At 71.1% G+C, this 14,466-nt stretch carries 11 protein-coding genes and 1 tRNA gene; 7 read left to right on the top strand and 5 right to left on the bottom strand.

The features are described from left to right. Positions 1–111: 111 nt before the first annotated feature. From EES42_RS02165 to EES42_RS02140, 5 genes are all read right to left on the bottom strand, one after another. Positions 112–1,512 carry an MFS transporter gene (locus EES42_RS02165; RefSeq protein ID WP_124716382.1) on the bottom strand — a complete coding sequence of 467 codons (1,401 nt, stop codon included), beginning with the start codon at positions 1,510–1,512 and terminating at the stop codon, positions 112–114. 3 nt (positions 1,513–1,515) lie between these two features. After that, on the bottom strand, positions 1,516–2,370 hold the full coding sequence (locus tag EES42_RS02160) for an ABC transporter ATP-binding protein (RefSeq protein ID WP_241196202.1): 855 nt from the start codon (positions 2,368–2,370) through the stop codon (positions 1,516–1,518). A 147-nt stretch (positions 2,371–2,517) separates the two neighbouring features. Beyond that, on the bottom strand, positions 2,518–3,558 hold the full coding sequence (locus EES42_RS02155; protein WP_124716381.1) for a helix-turn-helix domain-containing protein: 1,041 nt from the start codon (positions 3,556–3,558) through the stop codon (positions 2,518–2,520). A gap of 343 nt (positions 3,559–3,901) precedes the next feature. Then, positions 3,902–4,531, bottom strand: a complete 630-nt coding sequence (locus EES42_RS02150) for a hypothetical protein (RefSeq protein WP_241196201.1) — start codon at positions 4,529–4,531, stop codon at positions 3,902–3,904. A 464-nt stretch (positions 4,532–4,995) separates the two neighbouring features. After that, positions 4,996–5,067: transfer RNA gene (locus tag EES42_RS02140), tRNA-Arg, on the bottom strand. A 240-nt stretch (positions 5,068–5,307) separates the two neighbouring features. Here EES42_RS02140 and EES42_RS02135 point away from each other — a divergent pair. The 7 genes from EES42_RS02135 to rho all read left to right on the top strand — a co-directional run bounded on the left by EES42_RS02135 (position 5,308) and on the right by rho (position 14,293). Then, positions 5,308–5,721, top strand: coding sequence for a response regulator (locus EES42_RS02135; protein ID WP_241196200.1), 414 nt, complete (start codon positions 5,308–5,310; stop codon positions 5,719–5,721). Between the two features lie 55 nt (positions 5,722–5,776). Next, the gene (gene nrtL / locus EES42_RS02130; RefSeq protein WP_124716378.1) at positions 5,777–6,775 is read left to right on the top strand and encodes an ArgS-related anticodon-binding protein NrtL; all 999 of its coding nucleotides are present in this window, start codon (positions 5,777–5,779) and stop codon (positions 6,773–6,775) included. A 26-nt stretch (positions 6,776–6,801) separates the two neighbouring features. After that, entirely contained in the window at positions 6,802–8,193 is a 1,392-nt protein-coding gene (gene lysA / locus EES42_RS02125; RefSeq protein WP_124716377.1) for a diaminopimelate decarboxylase, read from the top strand. A 95-nt stretch (positions 8,194–8,288) separates the two neighbouring features. Continuing rightward, entirely contained in the window at positions 8,289–9,581 is a 1,293-nt protein-coding gene (locus tag EES42_RS02120; protein ID WP_164495148.1) for a homoserine dehydrogenase, read from the top strand. A gap of 6 nt (positions 9,582–9,587) precedes the next feature. Further along, positions 9,588–10,658 (top strand): threonine synthase, encoded by a 1,071-nt coding sequence (gene thrC, locus EES42_RS02115; RefSeq protein ID WP_124716376.1) that lies wholly within the window; start codon positions 9,588–9,590, stop codon positions 10,656–10,658. A gap of 317 nt (positions 10,659–10,975) precedes the next feature. Beyond that, complete coding sequence (thrB, locus tag EES42_RS02110) at positions 10,976–11,893, top strand: homoserine kinase (protein ID WP_124716375.1); 918 nt, start codon at positions 10,976–10,978, stop codon at positions 11,891–11,893. Positions 11,894–12,277: 384 nt separating this feature from the next. Next, positions 12,278–14,293 (top strand): transcription termination factor Rho, encoded by a 2,016-nt coding sequence (gene rho / locus EES42_RS02105; RefSeq protein WP_124716374.1) that lies wholly within the window; start codon positions 12,278–12,280, stop codon positions 14,291–14,293. Positions 14,294–14,466 lie beyond the last annotated feature (173 nt).

Raw genomic sequence — 14,466 nt, 5'->3', positions numbered from 1 at the left:
GCGACCGCCCGGCGGCACCGGCCCTCGGGACACCGGCCCTCGGGACACCGGCCCTCGGGGCGCCGGTCCTAGGGACACCGTCTACGACTCACCCGTCTACGACTCACCCGTCTACGACTCACTGGCACCCACCCGGGAACGAGCCCCGCGCACGCCCGTGTCCGCACGCCTCAGCAGTACCACCGCCGACACCGCCGCGCCGAGCGCGACCAGTGCCGCGACGGCACCGACCTCGCCGACCGCTGTCGTGTACTCCCGCCGCCCCGGAGCGGCGAGGCCGATGAACAGCCCGCCGCACACCGCGGTGCCCAGCGCGAGACCCACCTGGCGGGCGGTGTTGGCCACGGCGGCGGCCGTGCCCGCGCGGGACGGGTCGGCGTCCCGCATGGCCGCGGACGGAAGCACCGGCGACACCATGCCCGCACCGACCCCGGTCAGCAGCAGCGACGGCACGAGCGCCGCAGGCCCGTACGAGACGCCCAGCAGCGCGAAACCCGCACACCCCGCGGCGCAGAGCGCGGTGCCGACGCCCAGTGGGATCCACAGCGGTACGCGCTGGAGCGCGGCCCCGCACGTGGCGGAGACGGCGAAGAAGACCGCGGGCTGGAGGGCCAGCAGCAGCGAGGTGTCGACCGCGTCCAGGCCCGCACCGTCCTGGAACCACGACGACATCACCGTCAGCGGTCCGAACGCGGCGAAGTAGTAGCCGAACGCCACCGAGACCACGGCCAGGAACCTGGGGTGGCGGAACAGCGCCGGATCGATCACGGGATCCGGCGTACGGCGCTCGTGCACGACGAAGGCGAGCATGGTCACGGCCGCCACGACGGCGGCGAGCCCCGGACCCGCCCCCGCACCGTGCTCGCCGGACAGGAGCGCCCCGACGACCAGGGCGGCGATGCCCGCACTCAGCAGGACCGACCCCGTCATGTCCATCCGCCCGGCCCCGCGCTCCGGGTCACGGGGCAGGAACACGACGGCGAGCACCAGCCCGGCCGCCCCCACCGGCACCGCGAGCAGAAAGATCCACCGCCAGCCCAGGGCCTCGGCGAGCAGCCCGCCGCAGACATTGCCGACCGCCGCGGCCAGCCCGGCCACGGCACCCCAGACGGCGAAGGCCCGGTGCTGTTCCCGCCCCTGGTACGACGACCTGATCAGCGGCAGCGTGGTCGCGAACATGGCCGCCCCGCCGACCCCCTGCGCACCCCGGAACGCGATGAGTTCCCGCACCCCGGGTGCCAGCCCGCAGGCCAGGGAGGCCAGCGTGAAGAGCGCGAACCCGGCCAGGAAGACCCTGCGCCGGCCGATTGCGTCGCCCACCGCCCCGCAGACGATCAGGAGCGCCGCGAGCGCGAGCGTGTAGAGGTCCACGACCCACTGCAACGCCGCGAAATCGGTGTGCAGATCGGCGGCGATCGCCGGAATGGCCACGGTCACGACCGTGGCGTAGGCGAGCAGCAGAAACGTGGCCGTGCAGGCGACGATCAGGGGAGCGAAGTGGCGCAGCTTCACGGTTCAGTTCCTCCGGGCCGGTCGGTCGTACGTGTCCAGGCAGCGGTTGTGTTCATCGAGGTAGGCGATGGCGAGGCGGCCCGTCACCGGGTTCCGGTAGGTCTCGCACTCGACCTCGTACACCTCGTGGATGAGCTCTCGCGTGAGCACCTCGTCCGGCGGCCCGTGGGTCACCACGGCACCTTCCTTGAGGACGTACAACTCGTCGCAGTGGCTCGCCGCCATCGGCAGATCGTGCAGCGCGGCGAGCACTCCGATGCCGAGCTCCCTGACGATCGAGAAGATCTCCAACTGGTGCTTGATGTCCAGGTGGTTGGTGGGTTCGTCGAGGATGAGGAAGGCCGGCTCCTGGGCGAGCGCACGCGCGAGCACCACGCGCTGGCGCTCGCCGCCGGACAGGGTCCGGAAGCTCCGTTGCGCGTACTCGTCCATGTGCACCCGGCGCAGCGCCCGCCGGGCGATCTCCCGGTCCCGTTCGCCGGTCGTCTCCAGCAGCCGCTTGTGCGGGGTGCGCCCCATCGCGACCATCTCCGCCACCGTGAAGTCGAAGCTCAGGTCGTTGAACTGGGCGACCCCCACGATCCGGTCGTCGAGCCCGAACTCGACCATCAGCTCGGCCAGGGCCTGCCCGATCACGACGACGCGCTTCGGCTCTGCCCCGACGGTCTGCCTCAGCTTCTTGCCGGCGTCGTCCATGACGTCCACGGTGACCGGGTAGCGGCCCCGCCCGGACGCCTCGTCGCCACCGCGCACGGCGACGGGTTGCGCGGTGTTCGCACAGCCGGCGAGCAGGAGGGCCGAACCGGCGGCGAGAGCCGCGCGGACGCGTATCGGGATCCGGAGCGGGGAGGCGTTCACGATGTCCTTTCGGGGAAGGCGTGGCGTCGGCCACCCGGCCATCCTCGGAAGGAACACGGCGGGACATGTACGGAGAGCGGGACCGGAAAATGTGGAGCGGGCGCCCCCGAAAAGGACGCCCGCTCCACACTCCGCGACCCCGCGGGATCAGGAAACGGCCTCCCGGACACCGGCCACTGCCCGCCCCGCCCGGTACTGCCGGGGTGTCCGCCCGTAGTGCTTCTTGAACGCGTGGCAGAAGTTGCTGGGACTGGAGTAGCCGCACCTGAGCGCGACGGCGGCGACGCTGAGATCGGTCTCCACGAGCAGCATCGAGGCCCGGCGCAGGCAGGCGTTGCGATGGTGGTTGAAGACAGTGTCGCCGTAGAGCTGCTTGAACCCCTCGTTCAGCCGCTTGGGAGTCATCCCCAGGGCCCGCGCCAGCGACTCCCCGGTGTGCTGCTCGTGCAGGTTCTCCATCAGCAGCTCCGGAACCCGCCGGATCCGCTCGATCTCGTACTCCGCCATGGGCGGCCGGACCGGGCCGCGCGGAGGCTCGGTGCCCGCGACGATCCGGGCGAGGATCTCCATGACCTTGGATTCCAGATACAGCGCCCGGAACCGGGCCGGCAGCGCACACGTGAACAAGTCGGCGAACGCGGCCGCGAGTTCGGGCGGAGCCTGCCGGCCGAGATAGTGCGCGTCGCGCAGCTCGGCCGGCATTCCCTCGACGCTCTCCTCCCAGGCCGCCGCTCCCAGACTTCCGAAGAAGACGGTGACCGCCTCCCGGCGGGCCGCGATCGACACACCCCGATAACGCTGCCCGGCAGGACGGACGAGACGCCCCGCCGAGGCCCGCGAATGCGATATCGACAGCTCGTTCGCCCCGAAGACCGTCGCCCCGGTCGCCCGCTCCTCCAGGTGCATCAGCCCGTCGACGCAGTACTCCAGCTCGAAGTAGTCGCCCGCGAGATCGAAGTCGAGGATCAACTCGTCGTGGAACGTCAGGTCGTACAAGGTGAGCGTGACCCCGTGAAGCAGCTCATGGACGGTGACACTCCCGACCCCGGTCCCCGGCCGCAGGTCGTACACCCGGACCCCCTCCACACCACCGCCGCGGCAGGTCCCGATCGCCGCGTAGAAGTCCCGGTACTGCCGCCCGAGATCCGCGTACCCACGCGCGGACGTGAGAGAGAAGCGCCTGGTCACACCGCCTCCAGAGAAGTGGGCATCGACACCCTCAGCCCCACTAAGGCTAACCTAAGTTCTCTTGTCGGGGCTGGGGCTGAGGTCCGGAGCGAGCCGGACGAAGCCGCCCGCGACGGAGGGGGGCGATGCTCGCGCTCCGGTTTCCGGCAAGTGGGTACGTCATCGACTGCGTCGATGGCGGCCGGATCGACCTGCCTTCCGAGTACCGGATCTCGCGGACGCCTTGGCACATGCTCACCCAGCGATGCGACGGCTCTTTCCGGATCCGCCATCCGGGCCGCCGGCGTGACCTGCGGACCGCAGCCCACGGGGCCCGGAGTCGCGTTCCACCTGCCCCCGCAGACTATGGAGCCTTGCTCGCGGGAGGGGGTGTCATGGACGGTTCGATGGTCGACCGGACGTAGATCCGCGTGGTGCCGGGCTCGAACCCGTGGGTGAAGAGGTCGACGCAGCGCTGGAGATACTTGCCTTCCGGGGTCGTGAGTTCATCGGGACACAGGCTGATCTTCCGCAGCCCTTCGACGAGCGTCTCAGGCTCGGGCAGGCCGAGGTGACCGAAGGCGGCCGCAGGCCGGTAGTCCTTCTTCTCGGGATGGAAGTTCCCGATCATCTTGGTGCCGTTCCGGATGAGCCGGCCGGTGTACGTCTCCGCTTCGTCGGCGGGCAGGACGAAGGACAGCAGGCCGGTGTCGTAGCGCTGCCCGCCTTTGTGACCCGCGCGACGGTCCGATGCCGCCTCCGGAATGCGGATGCCCATCTGGCCGCTCATCCAGGCAGGCGTGGCTCCGTCCTCCCAGCAGCAGGCCATCTCCTGGTCCGACAGGTCCGACGACACGTCGTCGGCGACGCAGGAGACCACACCGATCGTGGTGTCGACGCAGGCGAGGAGCACCAGAACGACGACGACCGCGGCCGGCACACGGCGGCGGCGCACGGGCTGCCCGCCGACAGTGGTCTTGCTGGAGCTTTCCATCGGTGAACCTCTATCGCCCTTCTTGCTGCTCGCGGCTCGGATCCGTGCGGTCGCCCTCACGCCCGGACTCGTCCGGCTGCGGCAGAGGATCGCGGTTCGGGGCGGATGCGCCCAGATCGTAGTGCTCGAAGGAACTTCTGCCCGCCATGGCGAATCCCTGGGCGATGCCCGTGGTGTTGAGGCGGGCCGGAGACACTGGCCGACAGCTACTGTCTGCCGCGCGAAGTCCGCACCCGGAGCGGGGAACTGACCGCCGCCGCCCAAGGACCGGGCTGGCGTGAACCGAGCCGGAACGTGTTCGCGGCCACGGTGCTCCCACGCCCCCCGTCTCCCGTGCGTGAGCGGTTCGCACAGCTCACCGGCGGCTTCCTCGACGGAGCGCCCCGGCTCCGCGAGACATGAAAAAGACCCCCCGCTCAGCGTTTCCGCTGGCCAGAAGGTCTTTTTTGGCACTTCTTCCGAAGTGCCCTCGGCAGGATTCGAACCTGCGCACACGGCTCCGGAGGCCGATGCTCTATCCCCTGAGCTACGAGGGCGTATCGCTGTGTTGCTCGGCGACGGGTGAAACACTACCAGCTTCCGCGGGGTGTCCGTGAACAGGTATTTCCCGGCTCGCCGACGCGGCGGCGGGGGGCCGGACGGAGGGGGCATGCGGTGTGCTCCGGATGCATCCGGCCATACCTCGCGCCACCCGTCCGGGGGCGGAAGTGGGTAAAACCCGGACGCAGCCACGGAGTCAGCCCTACTCTCGAAGGGTGTCAGGGGCGTGTGGCCGCGTGCTTGTTGTCGACGACAACAAGGTCATCCGGCAGTTGATCAGGGTCAACCTTGAGCTTGAGGGCTTCGAGGTCGTGACCGCGGCCGATGGTGTCGAGTGTCTTGATCTGGTGCATCGGGTCCGCCCCGATGTGATCACGCTCGATGTCGTCATGCCCAGGCTGGACGGTCTGCAGACCGCCACCAGACTGCGCTCCGATCCCCGGACCAGACATCTGCCCGTGGCGATCATCAGCGCCTGCACACCGTACGAGGTGGACAGCGGGGTCGCCGCGGGGGTCGACGCGTTTCTCGCGAAGCCCTTCGAGCCGACCGAGCTGGTGCGGCTGGTGCGGGAGTTGATGGGGCGGAAGGACCGGCCGTCGCTCGACGGCAGGCGGAGCGCCGGGACCGCGGAGCGCGCCGCGGGGTGACCGCATGGCGAAACGGGGTCGCGGGGTGCCCCCCTTCCTCCCATACGCTTGTCCTGTGACCCCCGCCGATCTCTCCAGGACCGTGCTGCACGCCGTGCGCCGCGCGGTCGACGAGAACGCCCTGCGCGCCCCCGTGCCCGCGCGCGTGCGGGTGGAGCGGACCAGGCCCGGCGGGCGCGGGGAGTACGCCTGTGCCGTCGCCCTCCAGCTGGCCGGGCCCGCCGAGCTGCCGGCCAGGGACGTGGCCGAGATCCTCCGGGAACGAGTGCTGGGGACGCCGGGAATCAGGGACGTCGAGGTCACCGGGCCGGGATTCCTGAACTTCACGCTGCGGGCCGGGGCGCGCGGCCTCGACACCCTGGTGCGTGACGTCGCCGAGCACGGCACGGCGTACGGGCACGGGGACGCCCTCGCCGGTGCGGCGGTCTCGTTCGTACCCGTCGAGGAGCTTCGCGCCCGGGTCGTCACCGAGGCCGTCGAGCGGCTGCTCCGGGCCCAGGGGGCCGAGGTCGGGGAGCGGACGGCGGGCGGGGAGGCGCTGCACGTGCTGCCGGTGCCGGCCGCCGACCGTGATCTCTTCGAGCGGCTCGGGAACGACGCCGCGCGCTGGGCGCTGCTGCGGGCCGCCCCGCACGACCGGCCCCGGGGCACCGGGAGCGACGAGCTGCTCGTACAGCGGGAGAGCAATCCGCTGTTCCGGGTGCGGTACGCGCACGCCCGGATCCGTGCGCTGGGACGGAACGCCCGGCAGCTCGGGTTCGGCGCGGCGTACGAGGAGAGCGTGGCGGCGCCCGTGCTCGGTGCGCTGCTCGCCGACCACCCCGGGGTGCTCGCCGCCGCCGCCCGGCACCGGGAGCCCGACCGGGTCGCCCGGCAGCTGGAAGCCCTCGCGCAGGCCTTCTTCGACTTCCACGACAGCGCTTCGCCGCTGCCCGTCGGTGACGAGAAACCCTCGGCCGCCCACCGTTCCCGGCTGGCTCTTGCCGAAGCCGCCGGGACGGTGCTGGCGGGCGGCCTGTCCCTGCTCGGCATCAGCGCACCCGAAGTCCTCTGAGAGACCCGAGAGAGCAGAGCAACACGATGAGCCGATCCGCACACCCCGCCGGACCCCGTCACGCCGACGTCATGACGGAGGGCCACTACACCGCCCCGCCCGCCGACCTCAACGCCCTGGACGCGAAGGTCTGGGCCCGAACCGTCACCCGCACCGAGGACGGCGCGGTCACCGTCGGCGGGATCGAAGTGACACGGCTGGCCGAGGAGTTCGGCACCCCCGCCTACTTCCTGGACGAGAGCGACTTCCGGGCCCGCTGCCGCGCCTGGGCCGACGCCTTCGGGCCGGGCGCCGACGTGTTCTACGCCGGAAAGGCCTTCCTGTCGCGCGCCGTCGTGCGCTGGCTCCAGGAGGAGGGACTCAACCTCGACGTCTGCTCCGGCGGTGAGCTGACCACCGCGCTGGACGCCGGGATGCCGGCCGAGCGCATCGCCTTCCACGGCAACAACAAGACCGTCGCTGAGATCGAGCGGGCCGTCGAGGCCGGCGTGGGCCGGATCGTGCTCGACTCCTTCCAGGAGATCGCCCGCGTCGCGCACATCGCGCAGCGGCTCGGCAAGCGCCAGCGGGTGCAGATCCGGGTGACCGTCGGCGTCGAGGCGCACACCCACGAGTTCATCGCCACCGCGCACGAGGATCAGAAGTTCGGGATCGCGCTGGCCGGGGGACAGGCGGCCGAGGCGGTGCGCCGGGCGCTCACCCTCGACGGCCTGGAGCTCATCGGCATCCACTCGCACATCGGCTCGCAGATCTTCGACATGGCCGGCTTCGAGGTCTCCGCCCGCCGCGTGGTCCAGCTGCTCGCCGAGGTGCGCGACGAGCACGGGGTGGAGCTGCCCGAGATCGACCTCGGTGGCGGGCTCGGCATCGCGTACACCTCCGAGGACGACCCGCGCGAGCCGCACGAGATCGCCAAGGCGCTCGGCGACATCGTGACCCGCGAGTGCGAGTCGGCCGGGCTCGCCACCCCGCGGATCTCCGTCGAGCCGGGGCGCGCCATCGTCGGACCGACCGCCTTCACGCTGTACGAGGTCGGCACCATCAAGCCCCTGGAGGGGCTGCGTACGTACGTCAGCGTCGACGGCGGCATGTCGGACAACATCCGCACCGCGCTGTACGACGCCGAGTACACCGTCGCGCTCGTCTCGCGCACCTCCGACGCCGAGCCGATGCTCGTCCGGGTCGTCGGCAAGCACTGCGAGAGCGGCGACATCGTGGTCAAGGACGCGTTCCTGCCGTCCGACCTCGCCCCCGGCGACCTGATCGCCGTGCCCGCCACCGGCGCGTACTGCCGTTCCATGGCGAGCAACTACAACCACGCCCTGCGTCCGCCGGTCGTCGCCGTGCGCGACGGTCGGGCGCGTGTCATCGTCAGGCGCGAGACGGAGGAAGATCTCCTGCGTCTCGATGTCGGCTGATGAAATACATATCTCAGGATCCGGACGAGTGGCAGAATCCCCCGTCCGGTGAGTGAGACTGGTCCACACATCAGATGTAAAGGAAACGAGGTCGGATGATGCGTATGCGTCCGCTGAAGGTGGCGCTGCTGGGCTGTGGAGTGGTCGGCTCAGAGGTGGCGCGCATCATGACGACGCACGCCGACGACCTCGCCGCGCGCATCGGCGCGCCGGTGGAGCTCGCCGGTGTCGCCGTGCGCCGGCCCTCCAAGGTGCGCGAGGGCATCGACCCCGCACTGATCACCACCGATGCGACGGCCCTGGTCAAACGGGGCGACATCGACGTCGTCATCGAGGTCATCGGGGGCATCGAGCCCGCCCGCACGCTCATCACCACCGCCTTCGAGCACGGCGCGAGCGTCGTCTCCGCGAACAAGGCGCTGCTGGCCGAGGACGGCGCCGCACTGCACGCCGCCGCCGAGCAGCACGGCCGGGACCTCTACTACGAGGCCGCCGTGGCCGGTGCCATCCCGCTCGTACGGCCGCTGCGCGAATCCCTCGCCGGTGACAAGGTCAACCGGGTCCTCGGCATCGTGAACGGCACCACCAACTTCATCCTCGACAAGATGGACACCAGCGGCGCCGGGTACTCCGAGGCGCTCGACGAGGCCACCGCCCTCGGATACGCCGAGGCCGACCCGACCGCCGACGTGGAGGGCTTCGACGCCGCCGCCAAGGCCGCCATCCTGGCCGGGATCGCCTTCCACACCCGGGTGAGGATCGGCGATGTGCACCGCGAGGGCATCACCGAGGTCACCGCCGCCGACATCGCGTCCGCCCGCCGCATGGGCTGCACCGTCAAGCTCCTCGCCATCTGCGAGCGCGCCGCCGACGGGCAGTCGGTCACCGCCCGGGTCCACCCCGCGATGATCCCGCTGAGCCACCCGCTGGCCTCCGTCCGCGAGGCGTACAACGCGGTGTTCGTCGAGGCCGAGGCGGCCGGGCAGCTCATGTTCTACGGCCCCGGCGCCGGTGGCTCGCCGACCGCCTCCGCGGTCCTCGGCGACCTGGTCGCGGTCTGCCGCAACAAGCTCAACGAGGCCACCGGCCCCGGTGAGTCCGCGTACACGCGTCTGCCGGTCAGCCCCATGGGCGACGTGGTCACGCGGTACCACATCAGTCTCGACGTGGCCGACAAGCCTGGCGTGCTCGCCCAGGTCGCGACGGTCTTCGCCGAGAAGGGCGTATCGATCGATACCGTCCGCCAGCAGGGCAAGGACGGCGAGGCATCGCTCGTCGTCGTCACCCACCGCGCGTCCGACGCCGCCCTCTCGGCGACCGTCGAGGCGCTGCGCAAGCTCGACACCGTGCGCGGTGTCGCCAGCATCATGCGTGTTGAAGGGGAGTAAGGACCCATGACCAGCAAGGGCACCCACCAGTGGCGCGGCATCATCGAGGAGTACCGGGACCGCCTTCCGGTCACGAGCACGACGCCGGTCGTCACGCTCCGTGAGGGCGGTACGCCGCTCGTCCCCGCTCAGGTCCTCTCCGAGCGCACGGGCTGCGAGGTGCACCTCAAGGTCGAGGGCGCCAACCCCACCGGGTCCTTCAAGGACCGCGGCATGACGATGGCCATCACCCGGGCCAAGGAGGAGGGCGCGAAGGCCGTCATCTGCGCCTCCACCGGCAACACCTCCGCCTCCGCGGCCGCGTACGCGGTGCGGGCCGGCATGGTCTGCGCCGTCCTCGTGCCGCAGGGCAAGATCGCGCTCGGCAAGATGGGCCAGGCGCTGGTGCACGGCGCCAAGATCCTCCAGGTCGACGGCAACTTCGACGACTGTCTGACGCTGGCCCGCTCGCTCTCGGACAACTACCCGGTGGCGCTGGTCAATTCGGTCAACCCGGTCCGCATCGAGGGCCAGAAGACCGCCGCGTTCGAGATCGTCGACGCGCTCGGCGACGCCCCGGACATCCATGTCCTCCCGGTCGGCAACGCGGGCAACATCACCGCGTACTGGAAGGGGTACAAGGAGTACGCGGGCGACAGCATGTCCACGCACACCCCGCGCATGTGGGGCTTCCAGGCCTCCGGATCCGCGCCCATCGTCCGCGGCGAGATCGTCAAGGACCCGTCGACCGTCGCCACCGCGATCCGGATCGGCAACCCGGCCTCCTGGCAGTACGCGCTGGACGCCCGGGACGAATCGGGCGGTTTCATCGATGAGGTGACGGACCGACAGATTCTGTCCGCCTACCGGCTGTTGGCCTCCCAGGAGGGCGTCTTCGTCGAGCCCGCCTCGGCCGCCTCCGTCGCCGGCCTGCTGAAGGCCGCCGAGGAGGGCAAGGTCGACCCCGGCCAGAAGATCGTCTGCACGGTCACCGGCAACGGCCTCAAGGACCCCGACTGGGCCGTCGCGGGCGCACCGCAGCCGGTCACGGTCCCGGTCGACGCGGCCACCGCCGCCGAGAAGCTGGGCCTGGTCTAGGGCCTGCCCGGGGCGTGCCCCGGTCCGTCGGCCGATCCCGGCGGACCGGGCAGGAACCCAGCTCAACCGCCCCTTTTCGGGGCGGAGAGCGCATAGGAGGCGTGCGACACGCATCGTGCGCCTCCTGTGCGCCCTATGTCGCCACAGAACCTTCCTTCGATAAGCTGTAGCCAACCCGCCCCGCCGCATCTGCCGCGGTGCATGGGCCGTTGTGGCCATCGGGTTCCCCGGAACACCACTCCCCGCCGCCACGACCTCCTGCCGCCAGGAAAACGCTTCACCACCCCCGCTGCCTCACAAGGAGAGTCGTCCAACCGATGGCCGGTCCCGCTTTCCGAGCCGCCGCCGTCCGGGTGCGCGTCCCCGCGACCAGCGCCAACCTGGGCCCGGGTTACGACGCCTTCGGCCTGTCGCTGGGGCTGTACGACGACGTCGTCGTCCGCGTCGCCGACTCCGGACTGCACATCGACATCGCCGGTGAGGGCGCGGACACGCTGCCCCGCGACGAGCGCCACCTCCTCGTACGCTCCCTGCGCACGGCCTTCGACCTGCTCGGCGGACAGCCCCGGGGTCTGGAGATCGTCTGCGCCAACCGCATCCCGCACGGACGCGGCCTCGGCTCCTCCTCCGCCGCCATCTGCGCCGGAATCGTCGCCGCCCGCGCCGTGACGACCGGCGGCGACGCCCGGCTCGACGAAGCGGCGCTGCTGGAACTCGCGACCGAGATCGAGGGCCACCCCGACAACGTCGCGGCCTGTCTGCTCGGCGGGTTCACCCTCGCGTGGATGGACGGCGGATCGGCGCGCGCGATCAGGATGGATCCCGCAGAATCCATCGTTCCGGTGGTTTTCGTACCCGGCAAGCCGGTCCTCACCGAGACGGCCCGCGGACTGCTCCCGCGCGCCGTCCCGCACGTCGACGCCGCCTTCAACGCCGGCCGTGCCGCGCTCCTCGTCGAGGCCCTGACCAGGCGCCCCGAGCTGCTGCTCACCGCCACCGAGGACCGGCTGCACCAGGAGTACCGCGCCCCGGCGATGCCCGAGAGCGTGGAACTCGTCAACCGACTGCGGGCGGACGGCGTCCCCGCGGTCATCTCCGGTGCCGGGCCCACCGTGCTCGCACTGGCCGAGGTCGGTGCGGCCGACAAGGTCGCACAGCTGGCGGGCGAGGGGTGGGCGGCCAACCGTCTCGCTCTCGACGCCCCGGGCGCGAGTGTGCTGCCGCTCGCCCCGTAGCCGAGAAGTGATTGCCGGTGAGTGAGAGGGGGAATGTTTGTTGGAGCCGGTAGTGTTAACCTCAAGTCTGCAACCGACGTCTATGTGGCGCGTTGCTTCGTGTCCCTTTCCGGGACCACCAATTCTTCCGGGAGCCTCCCCAACTGCCTGAGCAGCCTGCCTGAGCAGTTTCGTGCACGCTCCGGAACCGGCACGACACCCCTCGCTTGTCCAGGAGTGGGCCGAGCAGGGGGATGCTCGCGCCGGGCCCATGCACACCTTCATCTCTCCGCCGTACCCGGCGGACCACCGCCCCGGCACGGTCCGCAAGAAAAGACCGCAGTCGGACAGCACAACCGGTCGCCGAGCCAGAAGGCCGACGTCCGCTCCAGGGAAGGACCCTTCGTGAGCGACACCACCGATCTGATGGGCGTGACTGCCGACAAGAGCGTCGACAGCGCCGCGCCCGCCGAAGGTGCTGCCACTGGCACCACCGCACGGCGCCGCCGCTCCGGCACCGGCCTTGACGGCATGGTCCTGGCCGAGCTGCAGCAGGTCGCGTCCGGCCTCGGCATCAAGGGCACTGCGCGGATGCGCAAGGGCCAGCTGATCGAGGTCATCAAGGAGGCGCAGGCCGGTAGCTCCGCCGCGCCCAAGGCCGCCGCGCCCGCCGCGACGTCCGAGACCAAGCCGAAGCGCCGTGCCACCTCCAAGGCACGCACCGGGGGCGAGCCCGCCGCCGACGCTCCCGCCGAGAAGGCCGCGGCCCAGCAGCAGATCGACATCCCCGGCCAGCCGGCCAGCGACGACCAGCCCGCGGGCGAGCGTCGCCGGCGCCGTGCGACCGCGCAGGCGGGCAGCCCGGAGACCAAGGCGGACGGCAAGGCCGCCGAGGCCAAGGCGGACACGCAGGCCGAGCCCAAGGGCGAGGACCGCGCCGACGCCAAGGCCGAAGCCGCCGCCGACACGGCCGAGGGCCGCCGGGGCGACCGCCAGGACCGCGGCCAGCGCGGCGACCGCGGCGACCGTCAGGAGCGCGGTGAGCGCCGCGACCGTCAGCGCGACCGCCGGGGCAAGGGCGACGAGCAGGGCGGTGGCCAGGGCCAGCAGGGCGGCCAGCGCCAGCAGCGCCAGAGCCAGCAGCAGGGCGGCGGCCCGCAGGACGACGGGTACGACGACGAGGCGGGCGGCCGTCGCGGCCGTCGCGGCCGCTACCGCGACCGCCGTGGCCGCCGTGGCCGCGAGGACTTCGCCAGCGAGGTTCCCGTCTCCGACGACGACGTCCTGATCCCCGTCGCGGGCATCCTGGACATCCTCGACAACTACGCGTTCATCCGGACCTCCGGCTACCTGCCGGGCCCGAACGACGTGTACGTGTCGCTCGCCCAGGTCCGCAAGAACGGCCTGCGCAAGGGTGACCACGTCACCGGTGCGGTGCGCCAGCCCAAGGACGGCGAGCGCCGGGAGAAGTTCAACGCCCTGGTCCGCCTCGACTCGGTGAACGGCATGGCGCCCGAAACCGGCCGCGGCCGCCCGGAGTTCCAGAAGCTGACCCCGCTCTACCCGCAGGACCGGCTCCGTCTGGAGACCGACTCCAACGTCCTGACGACGCGGATCATCGACCTGGTCGCCCCGATCGGCAAGGGCCAGCGAGGGCTGATCGTGGCCCCGCCGAAGACCGGCAAGACCATGATCCTGCAGGCGATCGCCAACGCGATCACCGTCAACAGCCCCGAGTGCCACCTGATGGTCGTCCTGGTCGACGAGCGTCCGGAAGAGGTCACCGACATGCAGCGGTCGGTGAAGGGCGAGGTCATCTCCTCGACCTTCGACCGCCCCGCCGAGGACCACACCACCGTCGCCGAGCTGGCCATCGAGCGCGCCAAGCGTCTCGTCGAGCTGGGTCACGACGTGGTCGTCCTGCTGGACTCCATCACCCGCCTCGGCCGTGCGTACAACCTCGCGGCCCCCGCCTCCGGCCGCATCCTGTCCGGTGGTGTCGACTCGACCGCGCTCTACCCGCCGAAGCGCTTCTTCGGTGCCGCGCGCAACATCGAGGACGGCGGTTCGCTGACCATCCTGGCCACCGCGCTCGTCGAGACCGGCTCGCGCATGGACGAGGTGATCTTCGAGGAGTTCAAGGGCACCGGCAACATGGAGCTCAAGCTCGACCGGAAGCTCTCGGACAAGCGCATCTTCCCGGCGGTGGACGTCGACGCGTCCAGCACCCGCAAGGAAGAAATCCTGCTCGGCAGCGACGAGTTGGCGATTGTCTGGAAGCTGCGCCGGGTGCTGCACGCGCTCGACCAGCAGCAGGCGATCGAGCTCCTCCTGGACCGGATGAAGAAGACCCAGTCCAACGCGGAGTTCCTGCTCCAGATCCAGAAGACGACGCCGGCCCCGGGCAACGGCAACGACTGACGTCGCCCCGGACCGGCCGAACCGCAGGGCCGCCCCCGTCACTTCGGTGACGGGGGCGGCCCTGTGTCATGGGGCGGCGCGGATGTGACGCAGCCGACCCGGCGCCCGTGGCCGTTTCGAGACCTTTGCCACATGCCGGACGTGCTGCCGAGTGGCGCGGAGATGGCTGCATC

Origin of the sequence: Streptomyces sp. ADI95-17, from assembly GCF_003846175.1 — a bacterium.
Lineage (GTDB): Bacteria > Actinomycetota > Actinomycetes > Streptomycetales > Streptomycetaceae > Streptomyces > Streptomyces sanglieri.
The sequence above is the reverse complement of the archived record's forward strand: the minus strand, read 5'-3'. Positions and strand labels throughout refer to the sequence as shown.